Origin of the sequence: Zhouia amylolytica (assembly GCF_900116365.1) — a bacterium.
In the GTDB taxonomy this organism is placed as follows: domain Bacteria; phylum Bacteroidota; class Bacteroidia; order Flavobacteriales; family Flavobacteriaceae; genus Zhouia; species Zhouia amylolytica.
The window spans coordinates 147,696-172,887 of record NZ_FPAG01000003.1 but is presented as its reverse complement, the minus strand read 5'-3'; the positions used below and the strand labels follow the sequence as shown (position 1 = coordinate 172,887).

At 35.9% G+C, this 25,192-nt stretch carries 26 protein-coding genes and 1 tRNA gene; 8 read left to right on the top strand and 19 right to left on the bottom strand.

Going from position 1 to position 25,192, the window contains the following annotated elements:
* Positions 1 to 12 precede the first annotated feature (12 nt).
* From BM361_RS05840 to BM361_RS05785, 9 genes are all read right to left on the bottom strand, one after another.
* Positions 13 to 453, bottom strand: coding sequence for a hypothetical protein (locus BM361_RS05840; protein WP_074977596.1), 441 nt, complete (start codon positions 451 to 453; stop codon positions 13 to 15).
* Between the two features lie 53 nt (positions 454 to 506).
* A complete protein-coding gene (locus BM361_RS05835) occupies positions 507 to 947 on the bottom strand; it encodes an Hsp20/alpha crystallin family protein (protein WP_038266207.1) in 441 nt (146 codons plus the stop codon).
* A 191-nt stretch (positions 948 to 1,138) separates the two neighbouring features.
* Complete coding sequence (locus tag BM361_RS05830; RefSeq protein WP_074977594.1) at positions 1,139 to 2,269, bottom strand: saccharopine dehydrogenase family protein; 1,131 nt, start codon at positions 2,267 to 2,269, stop codon at positions 1,139 to 1,141.
* A gap of 411 nt (positions 2,270 to 2,680) precedes the next feature.
* The gene (locus tag BM361_RS05825; RefSeq protein ID WP_139226624.1) at positions 2,681 to 3,286 is read right to left on the bottom strand and encodes a hypothetical protein; all 606 of its coding nucleotides are present in this window, start codon (positions 3,284 to 3,286) and stop codon (positions 2,681 to 2,683) included.
* Between the two features lie 105 nt (positions 3,287 to 3,391).
* Positions 3,392 to 3,955, bottom strand: coding sequence for an REP-associated tyrosine transposase (locus BM361_RS05820; protein ID WP_074977591.1), 564 nt, complete (start codon positions 3,953 to 3,955; stop codon positions 3,392 to 3,394).
* 816 nt (positions 3,956 to 4,771) lie between these two features.
* On the bottom strand, positions 4,772 to 5,440 hold the full coding sequence (locus BM361_RS05810) for an IS6 family transposase (RefSeq protein ID WP_074977589.1): 669 nt from the start codon (positions 5,438 to 5,440) through the stop codon (positions 4,772 to 4,774).
* The gene (locus BM361_RS05805) at positions 5,385 to 6,128 is read right to left on the bottom strand and encodes an RHS repeat domain-containing protein (RefSeq protein ID WP_074977587.1); all 744 of its coding nucleotides are present in this window, start codon (positions 6,126 to 6,128) and stop codon (positions 5,385 to 5,387) included. The genes BM361_RS05810 and BM361_RS05805 overlap by 56 nt, the downstream gene beginning before the upstream one ends.
* Before the next feature lie 54 nt (positions 6,129 to 6,182).
* On the bottom strand, positions 6,183 to 6,764 hold the full coding sequence (locus tag BM361_RS05800; RefSeq protein WP_074977586.1) for a hypothetical protein: 582 nt from the start codon (positions 6,762 to 6,764) through the stop codon (positions 6,183 to 6,185).
* Between the two features lie 1,113 nt (positions 6,765 to 7,877).
* Positions 7,878 to 7,951: transfer RNA gene (locus tag BM361_RS05785), tRNA-Arg, on the bottom strand.
* Between the two features lie 258 nt (positions 7,952 to 8,209).
* Between BM361_RS05785 and BM361_RS05780 the strand changes: the two genes are divergently transcribed.
* The 3 genes from BM361_RS05780 (at position 8,210) to BM361_RS05770 (ending at position 11,091) form a co-directional block, all read left to right on the top strand.
* On the top strand, positions 8,210 to 9,007 hold the full coding sequence (locus BM361_RS05780) for a sulfite exporter TauE/SafE family protein (RefSeq protein ID WP_074977581.1): 798 nt from the start codon (positions 8,210 to 8,212) through the stop codon (positions 9,005 to 9,007).
* A 69-nt stretch (positions 9,008 to 9,076) separates the two neighbouring features.
* Positions 9,077 to 10,480 carry an MBL fold metallo-hydrolase gene (locus BM361_RS05775; protein WP_074977579.1) on the top strand — a complete coding sequence of 468 codons (1,404 nt, stop codon included), beginning with the start codon at positions 9,077 to 9,079 and terminating at the stop codon, positions 10,478 to 10,480.
* A 2-nt stretch (positions 10,481 to 10,482) separates the two neighbouring features.
* Positions 10,483 to 11,091 (top strand): class I SAM-dependent methyltransferase, encoded by a 609-nt coding sequence (locus tag BM361_RS05770; protein ID WP_074977578.1) that lies wholly within the window; start codon positions 10,483 to 10,485, stop codon positions 11,089 to 11,091.
* Positions 11,092 to 11,122: 31 nt separating this feature from the next.
* Here BM361_RS05770 and BM361_RS05765 read toward each other — a convergent pair whose 3' ends face one another.
* On the bottom strand, positions 11,123 to 11,398 hold the full coding sequence (locus BM361_RS05765) for an ATP-dependent Clp protease adaptor ClpS (RefSeq protein ID WP_038266229.1): 276 nt from the start codon (positions 11,396 to 11,398) through the stop codon (positions 11,123 to 11,125).
* A gap of 18 nt (positions 11,399 to 11,416) precedes the next feature.
* Positions 11,417 to 12,247 (bottom strand): 50S ribosomal protein L11 methyltransferase, encoded by an 831-nt coding sequence (gene prmA / locus BM361_RS05760; protein WP_074977576.1) that lies wholly within the window; start codon positions 12,245 to 12,247, stop codon positions 11,417 to 11,419.
* Between the two features lie 171 nt (positions 12,248 to 12,418).
* On the opposite strand from prmA, the gene BM361_RS05755 reads away from it, so the two are divergent.
* A complete protein-coding gene (locus BM361_RS05755) occupies positions 12,419 to 13,198 on the top strand; it encodes a slipin family protein (RefSeq protein ID WP_074977574.1) in 780 nt (259 codons plus the stop codon).
* 171 nt (positions 13,199 to 13,369) lie between these two features.
* Here the strand turns inward: BM361_RS05755 and tpiA are convergent, their stop codons facing one another.
* From tpiA to BM361_RS05730, 5 genes are all read right to left on the bottom strand, one after another.
* Positions 13,370 to 14,119 (bottom strand): triose-phosphate isomerase, encoded by a 750-nt coding sequence (gene tpiA / locus BM361_RS05750; protein WP_074977573.1) that lies wholly within the window; start codon positions 14,117 to 14,119, stop codon positions 13,370 to 13,372.
* A complete protein-coding gene (locus BM361_RS05745; RefSeq protein ID WP_074977571.1) occupies positions 14,116 to 14,622 on the bottom strand; it encodes a TlpA family protein disulfide reductase in 507 nt (168 codons plus the stop codon). Before BM361_RS05745 ends, tpiA begins: the two co-directional genes overlap by 4 nt.
* Before the next feature lie 75 nt (positions 14,623 to 14,697).
* Positions 14,698 to 15,771, bottom strand: coding sequence for an ABC transporter permease (locus BM361_RS05740; protein WP_074977569.1), 1,074 nt, complete (start codon positions 15,769 to 15,771; stop codon positions 14,698 to 14,700).
* 5 nt (positions 15,772 to 15,776) lie between these two features.
* On the bottom strand, positions 15,777 to 16,874 hold the full coding sequence (locus BM361_RS05735; protein ID WP_074977568.1) for a BT_3928 family protein: 1,098 nt from the start codon (positions 16,872 to 16,874) through the stop codon (positions 15,777 to 15,779).
* Between the two features lie 102 nt (positions 16,875 to 16,976).
* Entirely contained in the window at positions 16,977 to 17,522 is a 546-nt protein-coding gene (locus tag BM361_RS05730; protein ID WP_038266245.1) for a DUF1599 domain-containing protein, read from the bottom strand.
* Positions 17,523 to 17,811: 289 nt separating this feature from the next.
* On the opposite strand from BM361_RS05730, the gene folP reads away from it, so the two are divergent.
* Positions 17,812 to 18,636, top strand: a complete 825-nt coding sequence (folP, locus tag BM361_RS05725) for a dihydropteroate synthase (protein ID WP_074977566.1) — start codon at positions 17,812 to 17,814, stop codon at positions 18,634 to 18,636.
* Positions 18,637 to 18,705: 69 nt separating this feature from the next.
* The gene (gene cdaA / locus BM361_RS05720; protein ID WP_074977565.1) at positions 18,706 to 19,491 is read left to right on the top strand and encodes a diadenylate cyclase CdaA; all 786 of its coding nucleotides are present in this window, start codon (positions 18,706 to 18,708) and stop codon (positions 19,489 to 19,491) included.
* Here cdaA and BM361_RS05715 read toward each other — a convergent pair.
* Both BM361_RS05715 and truA read right to left on the bottom strand, forming a co-directional pair.
* The gene (locus BM361_RS05715) at positions 19,488 to 21,254 is read right to left on the bottom strand and encodes an ABC transporter ATP-binding protein (RefSeq protein WP_038266254.1); all 1,767 of its coding nucleotides are present in this window, start codon (positions 21,252 to 21,254) and stop codon (positions 19,488 to 19,490) included. The genes cdaA and BM361_RS05715 overlap by 4 nt on opposite strands.
* A gap of 3 nt (positions 21,255 to 21,257) precedes the next feature.
* Entirely contained in the window at positions 21,258 to 22,001 is a 744-nt protein-coding gene (gene truA / locus BM361_RS05710; protein WP_074977563.1) for a tRNA pseudouridine(38-40) synthase TruA, read from the bottom strand.
* A 143-nt stretch (positions 22,002 to 22,144) separates the two neighbouring features.
* Between truA and BM361_RS05705 the strand changes: the two genes are divergently transcribed.
* Positions 22,145 to 22,642 carry a metallophosphoesterase family protein gene (locus BM361_RS05705; RefSeq protein ID WP_038266259.1) on the top strand — a complete coding sequence of 166 codons (498 nt, stop codon included), beginning with the start codon at positions 22,145 to 22,147 and terminating at the stop codon, positions 22,640 to 22,642.
* 57 nt (positions 22,643 to 22,699) lie between these two features.
* Here BM361_RS05705 and BM361_RS05700 read toward each other — a convergent pair whose 3' ends face one another.
* On the bottom strand, positions 22,700 to 23,110 hold the full coding sequence (locus tag BM361_RS05700) for a DUF4293 domain-containing protein (RefSeq protein ID WP_074977561.1): 411 nt from the start codon (positions 23,108 to 23,110) through the stop codon (positions 22,700 to 22,702).
* A gap of 188 nt (positions 23,111 to 23,298) precedes the next feature.
* Between BM361_RS05700 and rho the strand changes: the two genes are divergently transcribed.
* Positions 23,299 to 25,005 (top strand): transcription termination factor Rho, encoded by a 1,707-nt coding sequence (gene rho / locus BM361_RS05695; protein WP_038266264.1) that lies wholly within the window; start codon positions 23,299 to 23,301, stop codon positions 25,003 to 25,005.
* Positions 25,006 to 25,192 lie beyond the last annotated feature (187 nt).

The window sequence follows — 25,192 nt, the reverse complement described above, 5'->3', positions numbered from 1 at the left end:
ATAGGGGGCTTTTTATTTTAAAAGATGTTTCGCTTTAGATTCTTTCATAATCTCCTGAATCACCACATATAACTTCAATTTTAATTCATTAAACTGAGAAATGAAGTGTACAATTTTATCATGTAGCATTCTATGTGTTGCTTTTACTTCCTTTTCCTCAAAAGGTTGATCTACACCATCAATGAGAACTTCCAGTTCATTATTATGACTCCGAACTTCATCAATGTAAGGCTTTATCTGATCACCTACCACCGATAATTCCTGAGCTATGCTCTTTCCCTCATCATAATACTTTTCAGAACTTAATTTTAAAAAGTATGTTCCCAATAAGTCTTCCAAAAAACGGTGTTCATTCTCCAAAAACTGTAGCTCAGACATCCATCTTGTCGCATCGTGATGCATTTCCTCGACACCTTTCCACTCAAGATATTTCGGGTTTGAATAAAGTACCATAATACTCAATTTTTAAAACAGGTAAAAGTGACGAATCACTTCTACCTGAATGATTATTTTACGTTGATAGTTTTAGAGGTATGTTTCTTAGCGTCTTCCTTTTTATTCAGCTTTATACGAAGTAATCCTTCATTGTAAGTAGCATCTACATCATCCTCCAGAATACTATCAGGCAATAACAATGACCGCTTAAAAGAATTATAATTAAATTCTTTTCGCGTATAATTGGCTTCTTCCTCCTCTTTGGTTTCTTTTTTTTCTGCAGAAATATTCAGATAACCATCGTCAATTGAAATATTAAAATCGTCTTTTGACAATCCGGGAGCTGCCATTTCCAACTCAAAACTTTCCTCACTCTCCTTAATATTTAAGGCTGGTTGTTCAATCATGGCTTTGGTCCAAAATGCATCTTTAAAAAAATCATCGGTATCAAAAAAGTCAGACAGTTCGGAATTAAGCCATGGCAATCTGTTGTTAAATTTAATAAGTGCCATAATTCTACTTTTTTAATGTTAAACAAAGGACCCTTAAAATTACCCAGATTAGCCATGTAATAAAATGATATAAGTCATTTAACCACAGTGTTTTAGTCACAAAAAAGCAGATTTACAAACATCTCTAATCACAACCTTTATTTAAGCATCAGGCCCAACCTCTTTATGGAAGTCGCATATAAACAATCCGTTTATACATTACCATAAACAGGGGTTATAAATCCTCCATTTAAAAAAGACCGTGTATCTAATTTGCTCTGCAATAAAACTCCTTTAATATTGGTTTCCAGTAATAGTTGTGCTGATTGAATTAAGGGAGTGGCGGTGGTTGTCTGGATGGCTCGTAATTGATACTTACCTATCTTTTGTGGAAGGATTTGTTTTACTATTTCCCGTCTTCTCAGTATACCCTTGTGATCTTTCCCTTGCACCGCTGCATATATGATGATTTGGTCATCTTCTATATGAGGTACTTGACTTTCCATTACAGCTTGCAGCTCCTTAATATCGGATGCGTTCTTTATTTGCTCTTCTACCCATGCATAATGACCCGGAAATCTTATGGTTTTATAATCCATTGAAGCCACTTTTCCAGCTAAGGCATCAGGTAAATCTGCCGCACCTCCTGAGGTTAGATCGGCTTCATAAGTTATACCGTTAATTATAATGGCGTCGCGTTCAGATAGCGAAGGTAGTTTTGTTTTTTTATAATTACGAATCACTTCAGCCTCCTCTAAATATTCGGTAGCGACCCCAACCGGACTCCATGTGAACCCGTAGAAATGTGGAGCCACAGCATTTTTAGTCAATGCCCCTACTTTTAACTCTAAACGATCAACCGTATTTACTTCAAAATCATTGCAAAACTCTTCAAATAAATAATTACCAAGTACATCGATATAGCCCGGTGCAAGACCGGTTTGCAAAATAAAACCTGTAGATGCATCTTTGGCTATATCCTTGATTTTATCGGTTTCTTCCACATACTCAGTTAGATTGGCATAGTGTAAATTATAATTCTTAGCATAACTCGCCATTCTTGGAGCCTCTGTTCCCGGTAAACAATCGAGTAGGATATCTCCTTGCTTAAACACATTTATCATTTCTTTAGAAATACCTGATTCCGAAAGAGGAAAGGACTTTAGGGTACATGGCCTGGTTAGCCCATCTTCAATCCATTTTACAAAGTTTTGCGCTTTAGAAAGTGTTCTGTTTCCAATAAAAATTGTAGGAGTGACTGTACTCCATTCGGTAAGTATTAAGGCTACAGCCCGGGCGATACCCCCAGCACCCATAATAACGATTTTATGATGCTTATTCATAATACTTTTATTAGAACCTTATTCTAAATATCAAGGAATAATTCCTGTTTCCTTTCTCTTGATCAATAATACACTGACTATCACAAATTTATACAAATACAGGCAGACAATCTTTGAAAATAAATTAAATGTGATTATTATTTGGACAGATATTCCGGTTTAAAAAAATAATCAATTAGCATACTATATTTAATATCATTCAAACCCTCGCTACCGCACGAATCCTTTCCCCTCGCTACCGCACGAATCCTTTCGTGTGGTCTGAATTATAATTTAATCATAAGATTTAAAGACAACTACATTTTCTATTAAACCTTTTTCTCCCGCATAATCCCTCGCTACCGCACGAATCCTTTCGTGTGGTCTGAATTAAAATGAAAGGATTCGTGCGGTAGCTGGGTTGGTAAAAACTTACTTCTCCAAAATTAAACTATCTATCCTAATTTCTTCTTTGAAAACTGCCAAACCGGTAATATCAGTTCTTCTTACTAGAGAATAGTTACTATCAAGGAATATTTCCGATATACCTCCATCTATTTCTAAATTTTCACTAACTATTCTAAAAGAACAACAACCTTCACTATCCTTACTTAGTATCGATAAACAATTCCTAATTTTATGATTAAAGGAATTAATATAAACCACACAGGAGTCATTATTATGCGTTGATAAAAAGAGCTCCTTTCGTAGGTTCTTACCTTTACCATAAATAACATACAAATTATTTCCTTCCTTAACATACTTTCGTTGGTATTTTTCAGACTCAATCTTTAAAGAATCAAGTATCGTTGTATTGACAAATATAGAATCATGTATAAACTTATAACTCCGTATCCTATAATTTAAAACTTCATCTTCATGATTAGTAATTTGATAATAATATGTCACTTCCGTTGAAGAATGATTCTTATTATTTTTTTCTATACAACCTACCACGAGAATAAACATCATTAACAGGGTTAGTAAATACCATAAACAATTATTTATTTTGCCTACCTTTTTGTTTCTTCTTTGCATAATTATAAGTTTTATTAACCTCATGTTCTACATGTTTTTGAACCTCGCTACCGCACGAATCCCCTCGCTACCGCACGAATCCTTTCGTGTGGTATGAATTATAATTTAATCATAGGATTTAAAGACAACTACATTTTCAATTAAACCTTTTTCTCCCGCATAATCCACCGCACTGCTATATACATAATCTTCTGGTCTAAATACCAATCCAGCCTCTACAGGGTTTTGATGAATGTAATTTATCTTTTCTTTAATAACCTTGTTGCTCCATAGTTCAATAGGTTTGTTGTCATGTCTCCAAAATTGATAACTCTTAACATTAGATGACCTTTTTGCTGCTTTCTTGAATTCATTTAACAAAAACTCTTTTCTGCTTTCCTGAAAATTATCCTTTATAGCTTCAACAACTGTCTTGCTTGTAAAGCGCTTAAAATCACCTAATATCTGTTCTGGTTTTTCTCCATTTATACTTCTAAATACTAAATGCACATGGTTTGACATGATGCACCATGCAATAATTTCCATGCCCTTATTTTGTTGGCAAAATGACAGACTATCCAATAAAATATTTTTGTATTCATTACGGGTAAAAACGTCTAACCAACCTACTACCGCGAAACTTACAAAATATAAGCCTTCGGGATTATGAAATTTATAATTCCTGCTCATACTCTAAATATAATAAAAATGTTTTGTGCCTTTTTAGCTTAATATACCACACGAAAGGATTCGTGCGGTAGCTGGGGATCCTGAGTAAAATCCCCTTTGCAAATAAGAAACCAGCAGCTGGCGCTGCTTTGAACGATTCAACATATTCTGGCAAATGCGTTGGATTACTTCGGGATCCTGAGTAAAATCCCCTTTGCAAATAAGAAACCAGCAGCTGGCGCTGCTTTGGTTTTTGCTTTTCTTGCAAAACCTCAAACTGCGTTTGGCTTTTTTCAGAAAAACAAAAACCACGCCGATTGGCGTGGTTTCTTGCTTGTAGTGACTTCGGCAGGATTCAAACCTGTCTCGGAGTATTAATATTTTAAGGAGGTTAATTTCTACCACTTTAATTTGTTAACCGAATTGTTGACCTTGTCAAAAACTATAATCCAATGGGTTATACTTTGACTTTCATTAAATGCAAAATTAGCAACATTAATTTTATAATAAAAGCTAATTATATTTTTAACAAACACGCAAATCTTTAAAAATTTCCCTCTTTAATTTTAATCAGTTTCAATACTAGGGGATCTTTCAAATGAAAATTTGTATAATTTATCTGTATCTTAAATTGGGAAAGGCTACACTTACTTTATTCAACAAGGCTCAAAAACTCTCTAAAAAACAAAAGGAAACCGTTAAAGATTTCCTTTCTGCTTTTGTTCTTAAAGCTGGCTTAACTCAAAAGTTAGTGCAATAAAATAATGCTAAAATTGAAGTGAGTGGTTGTGTCGCATTAATCAATTGAAATTCTAAAAATCTATTCAAATTTATAAACTAAGCGGCCAATGAACAAAAAGTTTTAAACACCGTTGATTTAGAATCTATGATCTGACCCTTTCTGATTATATGTACCACTTCTATGCCCGCCAATGTCCTTTGAGCGGACTCAAATTCCTTAAATCCACAACTTATTGTGATACGCCGTTTGATCGTTCGGTGGTCTTGCTCTACTATATTATTCAGGTACTTACATTGACGAATTTTTATCTTTTTCACTGTACAACTACGATTATTCCATGTTTTTATACCTGAGGTATTTGCTCCACTTTTATCGATATTTATTATTCTGGGTTTACCATTATTCAATATCGCTTTATTGAGAAACTTCTGAGCCGAACCCTTCATTCTGCGCTTGGTTAACAAAAAATCAACGGTATTGCCATATTTATCTACCGCTCTATATAAATAGCGATCCATCCCTCCTACCTTTACATAGGTTTCATCCATTCGCCAACTACGACTAACTCTACGCTTCCTTTTATTTATTTTGCCTTCTAACACTTTAGAAAACTTGAAAACCCATCGCTGAATCGTAGAATGATCTACTTTTACGCCTCTTATTGCCATTAATTCTTCCACATCCCGATAACTCAAAGTGAATCGTAATTTAAAATAAACCGCTTGTAAAATCACAACTCTGGGATAACGATGATGCTTGAACATAAAATATCTTTTTAGTGATTCCTAAAAATAACACCTTTTTAAATTCTCGATATTTAATGCGACAGAACCATGAAATCTCCCAATCCCTTCCATCAGGGTCAATTAAAAACACAGGGTTATTTCTTACATAAACATATGGACTGATTTCAGGATATTCAGGTGCAACTGGATCTGGACTCATAAATCTTCCCAAACTTGCATCATAATTTCTCCATCCATAATCAAGCCAATTCAACCCTAATTCGTTTTGCTCTTCTTTGCCGTTATAAGTGTAGGGATGTTCCGTACCATTTATCACATTATTATAGCCCTTGTGCTGTAAGCCAAAGGGGTAATAATTATTCTCCTCTTGTATTTGTAGGTTTGGTGCACTTATTGTACCTACATTCTTATACGAGAGTCGTACATTACCTAAGTGATCCTTATACTGGTATACATACTCATATCCATTATCGGCATCTACATATCCCTCACCATGGCTAAAGAATTTCAAAGAACCATTTTCATAAATATAGTTACCCGCATAGTCTGTGGTTGTGGTATTACCTCCATTAACTTCCTTTCTAAGCTTGGTACCTATTGCATCGTAAATATAAGAAATATTTCCTCCACCCAATATTACGTTAGTAGGCAAATTTAAATGGTTGTAACTTATTGAAGTAATTCCCTTATTATCATCCTTTGTCATATTTCCATTTACATCATACTGGTATTCAGTACTGGTTGGGGTATCTTATTCTACTTAAGCTGTCCCTATAAGTTTCATTTTTCTAATTTTCCAAGAGTCCCCTTCTCTATTTACTTTTATTAAGTATTTACTATATTTTCCATCTAAATCTGTAAATCTATATATAAAATATGCATATTTATTTTTTGGGGTAAAATAAACCCGAGAAAAACTTAAGAGTCCATCACTCTTTTGCTCTTTGTTTATAATTTTTACATTATGCCCATATTCAATTTCATTATTTGGTACAAACCTTAAAGACTTCTTTTTACCTATGTCAAGTAGATCGTCATTTATTATATTCAAAACAGATTCCTCAATTGGTTCTAAAGTATTTTGAATACATATTTTTACTTCAGTTTTTTTTCTTCGTTTTTCTATAAAGTTAGAATAAGACTTATCAAAACTCAAGGAATCCTTATTTCCTGTTCTAATCACATATTCATCATAACTTTCATAAAAAAAACTCTCATCTAACAACTCATATACTACATCATTTATAACTTTAATTTCACCTATTAACTCTTCATTATTTGTACAAGATTGCAAAGCAAATAGTACTCCCATCAAGAAAATAATAATTCTATTTCTATTCATTTTAATCCTTATAATTTAATAAAATTGATTCTATTTTTTGCTTTGAATAATTAGTATTCATTTTATTATGAATTAATATCATTGCTGGAATCGCTTTTTCCCTAAACATAGATCCCCTCGCTACCGCACGAATCCTTTCGTGTGGTCTGAATTAAAATGAAAGGATTCGTTCGGTAACTGGGGTTCCACTTTTCGATACTTAAAGCAATAACACCTCCTCTATCCCATTAATAATATCTTGATTTGTTTAAACTATCAAATCTTTTATCGAAATCTTTTAAATATTTTATAATTGTGATTTCATCTTTTATTAAGTAATCCTTTAATAAGATGTCGCTAGAATTCGAAATTCTCACATATTCTGTTGAAACCGAATCCGAAAGTATAAGTTTCAACTCGCCATTAGTAATTTTATATTTCATCATACCTATTGTGTCTATTTCATTATCATTTATGAAATACAATAAATCACCTTTCCTCTTATAAAAAAAAGAATATGACACCTCTCGTATGTCAGATGCAAAAGATGTAATTGTGTTATCATCAATATATATCTCTTGATATACCTTCCCTTTATCCGTTAAGTCTTTAGTCCGCCAATTTCCTCGAATTGATAAATTGCTATCATGTTTAAAACATCCTAAGCAAACAAATACTATTATCGCTGAGGTAGCAAAATTCAAAAAAAACATTTTCATATATTAATTTTTAATATGGTTGTGCCGCATTAATCGATTGAAATCCTAAAATAATACTTTTTAAAATCTTCAATATTTAATGCGACAGAACCGTAGCTGGGGCTATTATAAATCTTCCACATTATTTTTTGTCCTTTTTAGCTTAATATACCACACGAAAGGATTCGTGCGGTAGCTGTGGAAGTACCCTTTGCAAATAAGAAACCAGCAGCTGGAAACTCAAAATAAATGTTTCTGGATTATTCTTGTTTTCTTTAGGATTACTTCGTGATCCTGAGTGAAGTGCCCTTTGCAAATAAGAAACCAGCAGCTGGCGCTGCTTTGGTTTTTGCTTTTCTTGCAAAACCTCAAACTGCGTTTGGCTTTTTTCAGAAAAACAAAAACCACGCCGATTGGCGTGGTTTCTTGCTTGTAGTGACTTCGGCAGGATTCAAACCTGCAACCTCTTGAGCCGTAATCAAGTGCTCTATTCAGTTGAGCTACGAAGCCGTTTTGCGGGTGCAAATATAGGGTAATTTTTAAAAACGATCCAAAATTTATTTTAAAAAAATAAAACAAATTTACAACCGCACCCCATTTAAACACCTGACGAAAACCCCACTAAAACCATGGGTTTATGGGGCTTAGCGGCTTTTTCCGCTATATTCTAAAAAAGAAGTTAAAAACCATTTTTTTTTAAAAAATGATGTGCATTTCGAGTTAAATTTTGTCACCTTTGTCTCGATTTGACAATTCTTTTACTCTAAAATGAGCATCGAAATTATACTAGGATATATAGCTGCCCTGATTATTGGACTGGTTCTCGGTTTGGTTGGAGGAGGCGGATCTATACTAACAGTTCCACTATTAGTTTACTTACTTGGTTATAACCCCGTGGTTGCAACTGCCTATTCTTTATTCGTTGTAGGTTCCTCTTCACTTGTGGGAGTGGTTCAAAAGCAAAGAAAAGGACTCGTTGATTTTAAAACCGGGCTGGCTTTTTCATTTCCCTCATTTCTTGCCGTTTACCTTTCCAGAAGGTTTATGGTGCCAAATATTCCCGATATACTTTTTTCAATCGGCAATTATTCGCTAACAAAAGAAATGGCGATAATGATATTCTTTGCCTGCATTATGTTCATTGCCTCGACCTCTATGATCAGGAATAAAAAGAATACTGAAATTACAACCGTAAAGCAGCCTTATTATAACACATTCATACAAGGATTAATCATAGGGACCGTTACAGGTTTAATAGGGGCCGGAGGAGGCTTCTTATACGTGCCTGCACTGGTTCTTTGGGCCGGTCTTTCCATGAAAAAGGCTGTTGGCACTTCTCTGGTTATTGTCGCTATCAATTCATTAATAGGCTTTACCGGTGATATGCAAACCCTGGATATCGAATGGCGCTTTTTACTCATATTCTCTGGTATAACCGTTATTGGTATTCTACTGGGAGGATATTTATCGAAATATGTTTCTAATAAACGATTGAAAAAAGGATTTGGCTGGCTCATTCTAATAATGAGTATCTATATCCTTAGTAAAGAAATTTTTAATTTTTAGTGTGACATTTGTCACAGACAAACAGATCAAGTATTTGTAAATTTGCACTTTAAAGAAAAGAGAGAAAAAATGAATATTGAACAAATATATACCGGATGTTTAGCCCAAGGGGCTTATTATATTGAATCTGAAGGAGAAGTAGCTATCATTGATCCATTACGTGAAACTCAACCTTATATCGATAAGGCTAAAGCAGAAAATGCTCAAATAAAATATGTTTTTGAAACACATTTTCATGCTGATTTTGTTTCCGGGCATATTGATTTAGCTAAAAAGACCGGCGCCACTATTGTTTACGGTCCGAATGCACAAACCAGTTATGACATTTACAGTGCGAAAGATGAGGAAGTGTTTAAACTTGGTAAAGTTACCATTAAAGCACTTCACACTCCAGGACACACCTTAGAATCAACTACCTATTTATTAATTGATGAACAAGGTAAAAACCATGCCATCTTTACAGGAGATACCTTATTTTTAGGTGACGTTGGACGTCCGGATCTTGCTATCAAACAAGATCTTACGAAAGAGGACTTAGCTGGAATGCTGTTTGATTCTTTGAGAAATAAAATAATGCCGCTTGCTGATGATGTAATAGTATACCCGGCACACGGAGCCGGATCTGCCTGCGGTAAAAACCTGAGCAAAGAGACGGTAGACACACTGGGGAATCAAAAGAAAACAAACTATGCCTTGAGAGCTGATATGTCGAAAGAAGAGTTTGTAGCGGAGGTTCTGGATGGTATTTTACCACCTCCTCAATATTTCTCTAAAAACGCGATGCTCAATAAAGAAGGATATGCAGCCTTTGATTCTGTGCTTGAGAAAGGAAATGTACCTTTAGATCCTGAAGAATTTGAAGCCCTTGCAAATCACGAAGGCGCTCTTGTTCTGGATGTTAGAACACAAGAAGAATTTGTAAAAGAACATATTCCAAACTCTATCTTTATTGGTCTTAAAGGACAATTTGCTCCGTGGGTAGGTGCTCTAATTACCGACTTACAGCAACCGATATTATTAGTTGTACCGGAAGGAAAGTCGGAAGAGGCTGTTACAAGGTTATCTCGCGTTGGTTATGACAACACCTTAGGCTACCTGAAAGGCGGTATGGATCAATGGAAGAAAAGCGGGAAAGAAGTTGAAAGCATTACTTCAATTGATGCCAATGAGTTCGAAAAAAGATATTCACCCGAGTTATCAATCCTCGATGTAAGGAAACCCGGAGAGTTTGATTCCACTCACCTGGAAACAGCCATGAGCCTTCCTTTGGACTTTTTGAGTGAGAACATGAATAAAATAGATAAAGACAAAGAATATTATGTTCATTGTGCTGGTGGGTACAGATCAGTTATTGCTGCCTCTATTTTAAAAGCGAGAGGGTTCAATAATTTAATTGATATCGCCGGAGGTTATGGCGCTTTAAAAAATACTGATATTCCGAAAACAAATTTTGCCTGCCCAAGCTCAAAATAGAGATGAAACGTAAAGATCATTGGAATAACATTTACAGCACCAAGGAGCATGATTCGGTGAGTTGGTATCAACCAGAGCCAACTACCTCCTTGAAGGCTATCGATAAATTTCAAATCCCCCTGGATGCGAAAATTATTGATATTGGCGGTGGACAGAGTTTTTTGGTAGACAACCTCTTAAAGCTAGGTTATAAGAATGTAACCGTACTGGATATTTCAAAGGAGGCTATTCAAAAAACCAAAGATCGTTTGGGTGAACTTGCCCATAATGTTCAATGGATCGTTAGTGATATTCTAGATTATGAGTTTACAGAAAAATATGATTTTTGGCACGATAGAGCCACCTTTCACTTTTTAAATACCCAATCGGATATTGCCGCTTATCAACAACAAATAAAAAAGGGGTTAAATCATAACGGAATTGCATTTATTGGTACATTCTCTATCGACGGACCTACCAAATGTAGCGGTATCGAGATCACCCAGTATGACGAGCATGGACTCCCTGACAAGTTTAATTTCTTTGAAAAGATTGAATGCTTCAGAGAAAATCATACGACTCCATCTGAAAAAAATCAAAATTTCATATTCTGTACCTTTAAAAATATTTAAAATAAAAAAACCGGTGATACACCGGTTTTTTTTATATAATTTCTGCCGATAAACCGGCATCTAATAATTTTGAACATCGCGGTTTCAGATCATCATAATCGCCGGTTTTTACAGTGCATTTCCCTTTGTAATGCACAATTAGTGAACACTGCTCTGCTTGTACCGGTGTATGATCACACGCATATATTAAGGTTTCAATAACATGGTCGAAAGTGTTCACATCATCATTATAAAGCACAATTTCGTTCTGGTTTTGAACCTCCTCTTCTAGTAATAACTCCTCTAAAATTCTTTCCTTCGTACTCATCATCAACTATTTACACTGCTAAAATAAAAATTTTGCTGCAACCCAATGGTTCTTTTCAAGATTTTCAACAAATTTTAACGAAAATTCAGCGCAACGTTCCTTCACCTGATCAAGATCCTCCTTATAAAAACCACTTAGTAATAAAACACCTTCTTTACGTAAACTTTTAACATACACAGGGATATCTCTGAGGAGAATGTTTCTGTTTATATTAGCGATGATCAGATCGTAAGCTCTACCCTCCAATAAGGAAGCATCGCCTTCATAGACCGTTATATGTTTGCAATTGTTACGTTCAGCATTTTCAAGTGAATTTAAGTAGCACCAGTTATCTATATCGATAGCATCTATAGGCTGTGCTCCCATTTTCTCAGCGAGAATTGCCAACACCGCTGTACCACATCCCATATCTAGAGTTTTCTTTCCTTCCAGATCCATTTTAAGCAAATGCTGAATCATCATATGAGTCGTTTCATGATGCCCGGTACCAAAACTCATTTTAGGCTCAATAACGATGTCAAACTCGGTTTTTGGAGTATCGTGAAAAGGTGCTCTTACAGTACAAACACCATCGACTTCAATAGCTTCAAAGTTCTTTTCCCACTCTTCATTCCAGTTTACCTGTTCAATATCTTTAAACGAATAAGAAATAGAAAACTCATCGTTATTAAGAATGTAAACCTCATCTAATATGTTTTCAAACCACTCGTCTTTATTTATGTAAGCAAGTAACCCATCTTCAGTCTCAACAAAACTTTCAAAACCAATACTACCTAATTCGGCAATTAAAATTTCATTGCCAGGATTGATAGGTGATACCTTAAAATCGTAACCGATATATGTAACCATCTTTGTGTAAATATGAATATCACAAAAATAATGATGATTTATGAGTTATCACTTTGAAAACGGTACATTCTTCGAAAGAACATAACATATTCAAAAACAGTCAAATATGAATATAATTTATTGAATTAGAACATTTTATTCACTAACTTGTAGTAATAGATCATCAATATCATGTCCAGTTATATTATTCTCGTATTCTTAATTGCTATTTTCCTATCAGGAATACGTATCGTTTTTGAATATAAAAGAGCTTTAAAATTCCGATTTGGTAGTTATATAAAAGTTCTCAACCCCGGTTTCCGATGGATTATACCTTTTGTTGAAACTACTCAATTTGTAGACATGAGGGTCATTACCATTAATATTACCACCCAAGAAATTATGACACAAGACAATGTTCCGTGTAAGATAAATGGTGTACTATTCTATAAAATTATCAATGCAACCCAATCGATCCTTGAAGTTGAAAACTATGATTTTGCAATTTCTCAATTAGCACAAGCTTCGCTTCGCGACGTCTGTGGTAAGGTAGAGCTGGATACTATCTTATCCAAAAGAGAGGAAATCGGAAATAATATCCGCGAAATTGTCGATGCCGAAACCAAAGACTGGGGGATTACCATATTAGACGTGAAGATCAAAGACATTGAACTTCCTGAAAACATGAAACGTTCCATGGCTAATCAAGCAGAAGCAGAACGTTCGAGAAGAGCACGTATCATCCTGGCTGATGCAGAAAAGCAAGCAGCACATGCCCTGCTGGAGGCTGGAGAACTCATCGACAAATCACCATCTTCCATCAAACTTAGATTGTATCAGACACTGGCAGATATTGCGGCAGAAAAAAACTCCACCATTGTTTTTCCATTCCCGGAGGAAGTATTATATCAGAAAGAGAAATCCAATAAAAGGAATAATAAGGGAACAAAAAAAAGAAAATCTAAAAAATAAAAAAGCTGTCTAAAAAGCATTATTAATGGACAGATCTGACACCCTTGAAGTTGTGTACCATGACAATCAGGAAATGAAATTATTGAAAACAATTACATTTCGACTGCGTATAACCTGAGACCAATTGAAAACACCTACCTTTCAGACAGCCCTTATATCAATATGGAATTACTAAATAGCTTTTACTATCGCTGAAAAATCAGCAGCCTTCAAAGAAGCACCACCAATCAAACCACCATCCACATCCGGCTGAGAAAAAATCTCCTGAGCATTATTAGGTTTTACACTACCTCCGTATAATACCGAAATACTATCTGCCATTTCAGCATCATATTGTGAGCTTAGAGTTTCTCTGATGAACTTATGAATTTCCTGAGCTTGTTCAGGTGAAGCAGTTTCTCCTGTTCCTATTGCCCAAACCGGCTCATAAGCCAAAACAATATTCTTCCAGGCTGCAGCTCCTAAATGAAACAATGCATTCTTTAATTGCTCTTCCACAACCTTAAAGTGGTTATCACTCTTTCTGTCAGCTAGCTCTTCTCCTATACAGAAAATTATACGCAATCCATTCGCTAGTGCAGCATCCACCTTTTTGGCTAAAATTTCATCATTTTCTCCAAAATAAGCACGGCGTTCCGAATGCCCTAAGATAACGGTTTCAACACCTACACTTTTAAGCATCGAAGCCGATATCTCTCCGGTATATGCTCCGCTTTCAGCAAAGTGCATGTTTTGAGCAATAACCTCTATCTTCGATGCCTTTAGGGCCTCAAAGGCTGGATATAAATTCGTGTATGCCGGAGCTATCATTACTTCTGCTTCGGTTTCAGGTAGTTCATTCTGCAAATCAGAAATCAATGACTGAGTTTCTGCCAAATCGTTGTTCATTTTCCAGTTTCCGGCAACAATTTTTTTTCTCATTTTGTAACTTTTAAGGTTTTTAATAACGTTTTATCGTCGGTTTTAATTGATTTATAAACTTCAATCTCACCTTTTGGATTTACAATCATATAACGTGGAATCCAGTCTAATTTTATGTCTTGACAAAATGGACTTCCCTTCCACCCTTTGTTTATAAAATAATGATCTCCCATTATGGCAAGTTTCTCAACTCCCGTCTTCCAGGCATCCTTATTTTTATCTAAAGACAAGAACACAAATACCACATCGTCATCTGCATACTTCTTCTGCAATTTTTTAACCCCAGGCAACCCTTCTCTGCAGTCTTTACACCAAGAGGCCCATAGATCTATAAAAATTGTTTTTCCCGCATGCTTGTTTAAAACAGATTCAAAGGTAACATCTGTGCCATCCAGGGTTGCAAATACATCCTTTAAAGCTGCATCACTAAACTTATTTGTTTGTGCGTTTGCGCTTAAGGTAACACCTACTGCCAATAGGGCTAGTATCAATAATTTTTTCATAATTCTTTTTTAAAATTGTTTGAAACGTTTCAGTCGAAGTCAACTGAAAAAGTTTTCATTCTTTATACCCAAAAATCACATTCTTATTTTCGGATCTAACCATCCATAGATTAAGTCCACAAAAATATTAATTATAATAAACATGGTCGCTATCACTAAAACAGCTCCCATGATAACCGGTAAATCAAGCGTATTTAATGCATTTACAATTTCTTTACCCAAACCGTTCCAACCAAAAATGTACTCAACAAATACCGCCCCGGCCAACATACTGGCAAACCATCCTGAAATAGCTGTTACAACAGGATTCATGGCATTTTTCACTGCGTGGTTCTTGATGATCTGGAACTCACTCAATCCTTTCGCTCTGGCTGTCCTTATATAATCCTGGTTCAACACCTCCAATAACGAATTGCGCATTAATTGAATTACTACAGCCAATGGTCTTATCCCAAGGACAATGGCAGGTAATATCAAATTTTTCCATTGTATGTATACTGACTCTCCAAAGTCATCTACCTCATACAAACTCCCTGTCATGTTCAAATTGGTGTACTCATGAAGAACATAACCAAAAACCCAGGCAAATATAATAGCACTAAAAAACGAAGGAACACTCATTCCCAGGGTACTAATAATCTGAATTGATTTATCTATCCAGCTGTCCTTCATCAATGCTGAAACAACACCCAAAACTACTCCAATAATTATTGCTAACACAATTGCTGATACAGCTAGCACAAAAGTGTTTGGCAATGTGTCAGCTATAACGTCAGTAACCTTTTTACCATTCTTTTGAAATGATTCTCTCAAATAAGGTAACTTGAGCGCCACATCGCTATGACCAACAGAAAACAATGTAATCCCTGAATACTTATCCTTTGAGAAGTAGGTGTAGTCATCCTTACTTTCTGAGTGAATTGAAACGGGAGACAAATCATTAAGGTAATATAAATACTGTGTGCTTAGCGGTTTATCAAAACCATATTTCTTTTTAATGGCTGCCAACTGTGCACTATCTTCATTCTGATCCAACATCATTCGCGCCGGATCTCCCGGTAAAACCGTAAACAATACAAAAATGACGGTTACAACACCAAAAAGCGTAAGGATCGCATAAAAAATCTTATTTAAAATATACCTGAACAATCGCTTTATTCCTTAAATAATTTCTCAGTATCGTTATAATGCAATTTCTTTACAATCGTCCCTTCATTTAATTCAAGGAATCCAGGATTCGACCTTACAATAGTTTTCAGCGTGGTCAGATCACAGAAATAAAAATCAAAATCGAGATGATATTTTTCTTTATAGGGAGCTAACTGCTCTTCATTGGATGCTGACATCCCTATGACTTTATATCCATTTTGCCTGGCCTTATCTACTTCAGCTTTAATTTTAGACAATCCATTTTCATTTGCCTTCTGAATATCTCGGACAACTACTACAAGAACATGTTCCCAACTCATAATTTCCGGGGTATGATCGACTCCATCTCTTTCCATAGTATAATCATGAATAGGCGGCTCATAGCCCTTCTGTACCTCTGTTGTCTCCACATCGATAAAATCACCATCCACCGTAGGGTAATCACCATTGGTAGTAATAATCTTCTCCTCTCCGTTTACATCAAACTTCCAGGCATACTCAAACACCGGTTTTGGAGCATCCTCCGGGATGCTCATCCCGTCTTCAATATTTGCACCTATTTTATAAGGTCTGAAATCTATTGTCGGTAAGTGACTATACACGTGTTTAGCAAACCAAATGCAAAAAACCAAGGTAATAATAGAACCCCAATGTGCTATTTTATTCGAAGGAAATGGTTTCAAATGCTTATACCCAAAAAAGAGTATGAGAATAAAAAACAAAAGCACCACATCTTTAGAGAAAGACTCCCATGGTGTAAGTTTTATGGCATCACCAAAACACCCACAATCAGTAACCTTATTGAAATACGCGGAATAAAAAGTAAGGAATGTAAAAAACACAATCATTAAAAGCAGACTCCAAACCGTGAACTTTGGCTTATACCCGAGTAAAAGCATTACGCCCAATAAGGTTTCAAAAATCACCAAAACAATAGCGATTGCAAGTGCGTAAGGGGTTAAAAAATCAAGATTTAAAACGCCCGGACTAAAATACTCTTCCAACTTAAATGAAAACCCAACCGGATCGTTAAGTTTTATAAGTCCACTAACAATAAATAAAAGTCCAACAATGATTCGGGAAATAGTAACTAATATTTTCATATGTTTAAAACATTTAAAGCTTTAAAATTTAAGTCAATTGATGTGATGTAAAAAAGCTAATCACAGTGGAAGATCTTTTTCTAAAAAAATCGATCCTTATAATTATGATTTCTGTTCATTTAAATGGATTAAAGCAAAAACCGCATAGTTAATCATATCCTGATAATTAGCATCAATTCCCTCACTAACTAAAGTCTTTCCTTTATTGTCTTCAATTTGTTTCACCCTCAGAATTTTCTGCAGAATAAGATCGGTAAGCGAACTAATGCGCATATCGCGCCAAGCCTCTCCATAGTCGTGGTTTTTATTCTCCATCAAGGTTTTTGTAATTGAGAGGTGATGATCGTAGAGTTCCGTGGCCTCTTCGACAGATAAATCTGGTTGTTCTACCACCCCTTTCTCGAGTTGAATTAATGCCATAACGGAATAGTTGATGATGCCGATAAATTCCGGATATTCATCTTCATCTACTTTTCTGACCTCATTTTCCTGAAGACTTCGAATACGTTGTGCTTTTATAAATATCTGATCCGTAAGAGATGGAAGTCTCAGAATTCGCCAGGCACTTCCATAATCTTTCATCTTTTTAATAAACAAATCACGACACGTCTTAATGACCTCGTCATACTGTTTTGATGTATTGCTCATGCGATTATTTCAAATTTGCGTAAATTTCGCCTAAATAAATTAAAGTTCAAAGTTGATGTTTTAAAGAACCCCTTTTATGTTTATCATAGTTCACTTTAAAACACATTGATTGTACGTATTATGTTATTAGGTTATTTGTCCCCCCTGAATCAATTTCATAAGCTCATCAAAAACCATTGATCTGCAAACATTATGAGATTCCGAAACAAGTCTGGCATGACAAAAACAATTTAAAATGACATTTTACAGGCAATCAGAAAATACATTTTACAAAAAGTAACAGACACTTATGACTATAAACTGTAAAGGCAATTTAATTGACCTGTCTTCACCAAAGGTGATGGGAATTTTAAATATTACTCCCGATTCGTTTTACGATGGTGGAAAATACAAAAATGAATCGGAAATACTCTCACGTGTAGAAAAAATGATGCGAGATGGGGTCGATTTAATAGATTTGGGCGCTTACAGTTCAAGACCCGGTGCTAAAGACGTTACCACTGAAGAAGAATTGTTCCGAAGTGTTCCGGTAACTGAACTCATTGTAAAAAACTTTCCTGAAACCATTATTTCAATAGATACGTTCAGAAGTCAAGTTGCAAAAGAGAATGTATTAGCCGGAGCCTCCATAATTAATGATATTGCCGCCGGAAGCCTGGATGCACAGATGATTCCTACTGTCGGAAAACTACAGGTTCCATACATTATGATGCACATGAAGCAAACGCCTCAGGATATGCAAAAGCATACGGAATATCAGGACATTGTTAAAGAGATGCTTTATTATTTCTCGGAAAAAGTTTCTGAAGCAAGATCTTATGGAATTAACGATCTAATTATTGATCCAGGTTTTGGATTTGCTAAAACCCTTGAGCAAAATTATGAGGTCTTAAATAAACTTGAGCTTTTTGACATCCTGGAACTACCTATATTAGTTGGGGTAAGCAGAAAATCGATGATTTATAAATTGCTCAATTCCAGTCCGGATGAAGCGTTGAATGGCACCACAGTTATAAACACAATATCATTGATGAAAGGAGCAAACATCCTAAGGGTTCACGATGTAAAAGAGGCGGTTGAAGCTGTTAAAATATACAATCAATTAAAGGATTAAAAGTTTGTTTTAAACATCGACACCTCGTTGCCAACTAATTTTTCTATTTTTACATAAAAGACAAAGCATTTGGATTTTCTCGACTTTTTAGACTTCAAGCTTATAGACATCATCGATATCGTTTTGGTGGCATTCTTGTTTTATTATGTCTATAAACTTGTTAAAGGAACCGTAGCCATTAATATTCTTATAGGCATCATCATCGTGTATTTAATATGGTTACTCACCAAAGCCTTACAGATGGAGTTGCTCAGCAATATTTTCGGAGCCTTTATCAGTGGTGGTGTATTTGCCCTTATTGTAGTATTTCAGCAGGAGATCAGAAAATTTCTCCTCATGGTCGGATCGACCAACTTCGCCAGTAAGCGCAATTTTGTTCGTCATTTTAAATTCTTAAAAAATGAACAACTGACGACGCTGACTGATGTTAATGCCATTCTCACAGCCTGTGAAAAAATGGGCAACACAAAAACAGGGGCCATTATTGTTTTAGAGCGAAACAACTCTTTAGATTTTGTGAAAGGTTCCGGAGACAAAATGAATATTGAAGTAACCGCTCCAATCCTGGAAAGCATTTTCTTTAAAAACAGTCCGCTACACGATGGTGCCGCTATTATTCAGGATAATTATGTGGTAGCCACCAGGGTAATCCTTCCTGTCTCTAACGAACGTAATATACCGCTACGATTTGGTTTGCGACACAGAGCTGCAGTAGGTATTACAGAAAAAACAGATGCACTGGCTTTAGTTGTGAGTGAAGAAACCGGCCAAATTTCTTATATCAAAAATGGAGAGTTTGTATTATTTAAAGACCTGCCGGAATTAGCAAATACAATCACCAAAGATCTAACCTAAACGACTTCTTCTTGCATAAATTGCACCTCATAAAGGTTTCTATAGTAGCCGCCCTCAATTTTAAGCAATTCTTTATGAGTCCCCTCTTCAACAATATTCCCGGAATCCATCACTAAAATCTTATCTGCCTTCTTAACAGTAGCTAAACGGTGTGCTATTATAATAGAGGTTCTGCCTTCGGTTATTTTCTTTGTAGCTTCCTGAATTAATTCTTCCGAATAGGAGTCTACAGATGAAGTAGCTTCATCTAATATCAAAATACTCGGGTTGCTTACGTAAGCTCTCAAAAACGCAATCAGTTGTCGCTGTCCACTAGACAACATCCCTCCTCTTTCTTTAACATTATAATGATAGTTACCCGGAAGACTCATAATAAAATCATGAATTCCAATTTGCTTGGCTGCCTCCACAACTTCAGCTTCCGTGATATCCGGATTTTTTAAAGTGATATTATTAAAAATCGTGTCCGCAAACAAGAACACATCCTGCAATACGATGGCAATATGTTTTCGCAAGGAAGGAAGGGTATAATTGTTCACGGAAACACCATCAACGGTAATTTCACCGGAATTAATATCGTAAAATCGGTTTAACAGGTTTATGATTGTTGATTTCCCTGCCCCGGTCGCACCTACAATAGCAATGGTTTGTCCGGCTTTGGCTTCAAAAGATATACCATGTAATACTTCTTCTTCTTCAAGATAACCAAAACGCACATCATTAAATGCCACATCACCATTAATGACCTCGGCTTCTAAATCTCCTTTATCTTCTATTTTACTGTCTGTATCCAAAATACCAAATACGCGGTTGGCAGCTACCATCCCCATTTGAAGGGTGTTAAACTTATCAGCGATCTGACGAAGTGGCCTGAACAACATCTGCGTTAACTGAATAAACATAAAGATTACCCCCGGAGTAAAACTTGATTGTTGTGCATCCTGTAAAACCGCATACCAAACTATGAGTCCTATCGTTACCGAAGACATCAATTCAGCTACCGGAAAAAATATTGAGTTATACCAAACTGTTTTCAACCAGGCATTCTGATGCTTTTCATTAATTTGTTTAAAGCGTTCATATTCCTCTTTCTCTCTCCCAAACAGCTGAACGATCTTCATTCCGGAAAGTCGTTCCTGTACGAAAGAGTTTAACTGAGAAACCTGTGCCCTAACCTCTATGAAAGCAACTTTCATCGCTTTTTGAAAAAGCCTTGTCGCATAAAGAATGATAGGCATTACGGCAAAAACAATCAAGGCCATTTTCCAGTCTGCATATAACATTACCCCGGCAACAACGGTCATCTTCAAAAGATCACTGATGATCATAAACAAACCATCACTGAATATGGCAGCGATACGTTCAATATCACTAACTGCCCTGGTTACCAAAACCCCTACCGATGAATTGTCAAAATACTTCATCTTAAAGCTCAGTAAATGTTCAAAGAGTTTAATCCTTAAATCTCTAATAATCGACTGCCCTAATAGGTTCGCATAGTAGACAAACAAAAGCTGGCATACCACTTCAAAAAACAACAGGCCAATCATCAATAAGGAGAAAATCAACAGTCCGTAGTCGTCTTTGGTAACTATATAATCATCGACTGTTATCATAAGTAAATAAGGTCTTGCTACCGCAAAACCAGAAAGTAAAACTGCCGCCAAAGCAACTCCATAAAATATCAGCTTGTAAGGGCTGGAATATTTCATCAAGCGATTGAACAGCGATAAATCGAATGCTTTTCCTTTTTCTTTACTCATGTATTACTTTGTAATTGAGGATGGATATTTAACCTTCACCAAATATAAACCATGTGCAGGAACTGAAACCCCTGCTTTGCTTCTATTTTTACTTTCGATGATTTTTTTAACATCATCTTTAGAAATTTTACCCTTTCCCACGTCCAATAAGGTCCCAACAATTGCCCGTACCATATTGCGTAAAAAACGATCTGCGGTTACTGTAAATACCAATTTTTCACCATCGTACTTCCAGTAAGCTTCTTTCACATCACAGAAATATGTTTTCACATCTGTATTAGATTTGGAGAAGCACTGAAAGTCTTTAAACTCAAATAACAATTTGGCAGCACCATTCATCGCCTCCACATCCAGATCATACTTTAAGTAATAAGCAGCATCCGTTAAAAAGGGATTCTTTCTTGCTGTGATCCAATATTCATAGGTTCTTTCAATGGCATCAAACCGCGTATGTGCCTCATCGTCCACTAAAAACAAATCATGAACCGCAATATCGGCAGGTAAAAATGAATTCAATTTCTTTTGGAGGACTAATACATCAAGAGATTCGTCAACATCAAAATGTGCATACATTTGTTTAGCATGCACCCCTGTATCGGTTCGACCTGCACCTATCATCTTGATCTCCTTTCTCAATAATGTCGACAATGCCTTTTCCAGCATTTCCTGAACGGTAATTCCGTTAGGTTGTATTTGCCAGCCATGGTAATTCTTTCCATTGTATGAGAACTCTAAAAAATACCTCAATTGAATTTATTTTTATTTCAAATGGCAAAGATACAAAGGAAGTTGGAAGTTTGATTCTTCATTTATACGAACATTTAATTCACAGAACCTTCATTTCTCTTTAACTTTGAAATCACAAATTCAGAAATCTTCAAATTTAATTAATGACAAACGTATTATTACTCTCTGACACGCACAGCCATCTCGACAATCAAATACTCAAATATGTCGCCCAGGCCGATGAAGTATGGCATGCAGGAGATATTGGGGACCTACAGGTCACAGATACTTTAAAGTCACTCAAGCCACTTAGAGCCGTTTATGGAAATATTGATAATGATAAGGCCCGATTAGAGTTTCCTGAAAACAATCGATTTACTTGTGAAGCAGTAGATGTCTGGATTACACATATCGGTGGTTATCCGGCAAGATATGACCGAAGAATCAAAGAAGAAATTACCAAAAACCCACCCAAGCTTTTTATATGCGGCCATTCTCATATTCTGAAGGTCATGTGGGACAAAAAATTAAATTTACTTCATATGAACCCGGGAGCAGCCGGCAAACATGGGTTTCACAGCGTTCGAACCATGCTGAGATTTGTTATTGATGGTGATCAAATTAAGAATCTTGAGATTATCGAATTAGAAAAACGGAAATAAAAAAGTCCGGAAATAACTCCGGACTTTCTACGCACTAATAATACTAAGATGTTAGGCTTATCGTAACCGATCTACTGATTTTACAAGATCTTCATCCTTCTTAATGGCTCTATTGGCTAACACTAATAAAACGATAGAAACAATCGGGAGAAGCATCCCAATACCCTTCTCAGAAACTTCAGTTTCTCCGGATAAACTTAGTGATCGATAAACGAAAAATCCTAGTAAAAAAAGGTTTAATATCATGTTCAACCTGTTTAAAACAAATTGATTTTTCCTATTCTTATACTTAAATAAACTCACTACGGCCAATACTGCAGAAATTCCAAACAGACTACTGTATAAAATTTCATTAGACGCATACACCTCCATTCCTTTCGCATCTGTCCACAGATTCAGAAAGAAAGGCAAAACTCCACTTACGAGTAATACCATTAAAAGATATAGGCTTTGTATTCTTTGTATCATTTCTTTAAGTCTCCGGCAAAAATAACAGTTCTTTTTTAAAAACAATGTTTGTTTTTTAAAATTAATTTGTAATATTGCGGTAACAATTCACAATTAGTACATTACGAAACACTTTTGTACTTCGAATAAATCATATTCATCATTTTTGTTTCATAATTACCTCGAACCAATAATTCATATTAGTTTACATGTTTGATATTTCGGATTTAAAAGCAAAGAAACTTGCCGAGTTACATGAAATCGCAAAAGTAGCTGGTATTAGTAAATACAGGTCCTTAAAAAAAGACGATCTGATTTACCAAATACTTGATGTGCAAGCATCTAGTCCAGAAGTAGTAAGTAAGGAACCTTCATCTAATGAACATAAACCTGCCAGAACTACCAACGAACCCAAAGAACGCAAAAAGCGTACGCGGGTAAAGAAAAGTACCACCATGCGTGTTGCTGACAATACTAAAAAAGAAACTCCACAAAAGGAATCTCCCAAAATGGAACAACCTACCAAGGAAGCCCCTAAAAAGGAGGCTCCAAGGAAGCAACCTAATGAAACAGGAGCTGATGCAGAAAAAATAGAAAAACCTGTTATGAAACCGGAAGACCGAAAGGAGCACAAAAAGACCCAAACCAAAAAAGAACCTCAAAAAAAGAGAGAGAAGCCACAAGAGCAGAAGTCTAAACCTCAGCCACAACACAAAAAGCAATCTCATCATAACCAAAACCAAGACCGTGACAACTACGATAAAGACAAGAAGCAACGTTATCGCGACCCTGATTTTGAATTCGACGGAATTGTAGAAAGCGAAGGTGTCCTGGACATTATGCAAGATGGATATGGATTTTTACGCAGCAGCGACTACAACTACCTTTCTTCTCCTGATGACATCTATGTATCGCAATCGCAAATCAGATTGTTCGGATTAAAAACAGGTGATACGGTTAAAGGAAGTATCAGACCTCCTAAGGAAGGTGAAAAATATTTCCCTTTAATAAAAGTTAGTAAAATAAACGGCCTAGACCCTCAAGTGGTTAGAGACCGTGTCTCTTTTGAGCACTTAACCCCGTTATTCCCTCAGGAGAAATTTAATATAGCAGACAAACAAAGTACCATCTCTACCAGAATTGTTGATCTATTCTCACCAATAGGAAAAGGTCAACGTGGAATGATTGTATCACAGCCTAAAACAGGTAAAACGATGCTTTTAAAAGACATCGCTAATGCCATTGCTGCAAATCATCCTGAAGTTTACCAACTTATATTATTAATCGATGAGCGTCCGGAAGAGGTTACCGACATGCAGCGTAATGTAAGAGGTGAAGTAATCTCCTCTACATTCGACGAACCTGCAGATCGACATGTTAAGGTTGCCAATATAGTTCTCGAAAAAGCAAAACGCCTGGTAGAATGCGGACACGATGTTGTAATTTTACTTGACTCGATCACCAGATTAGCACGTGCCTACAACACAGTTCAACCTGCGTCAGGTAAAGTTTTGAGTGGGGGTGTTGATGCTAACGCTCTTCACAAACCTAAACGTTTCTTTGGTGCAGCCAGAAACATTGAAGGTGGCGGATCTTTAACGATCATCGCTACTGCTCTTGTAGAAACCGGATCTAAGATGGATGAGGTGATCTTCGAAGAATTCAAAGGAACAGGTAACATGGAACTTCAGTTGGATCGCAGAATTGCCAACAGACGTATATTCCCAGCCATTGACCTTATCTCTTCTTCTACACGTAGAGATGATATGTTACTTGACGAAACAACCGTTCAGCGCTTGTGGATTCTTAGAAAGTATTTAGCAGATATGAATCCTGTTGAGGCCATGGAGTTCATGGAGTCAAGAATTAAACAAACACAAAACAACGAGGAGTTTTTACTTACGATGAATCAGTAATAAGAACATCAGTTTTATTCATATAGAAGTAAAAAAATCCCTTGCGTTGGCAAGGGATTTTTTTTGTATCTGCACTTAACGTAATACTGAAGAATCAACCGGCACTATTCAGGCTCCTGACAAACGCTTTCCACCACAAACCACCACGCCTGCTCCTTTGTGATTTTTACCTTCAAATAACAGCTGC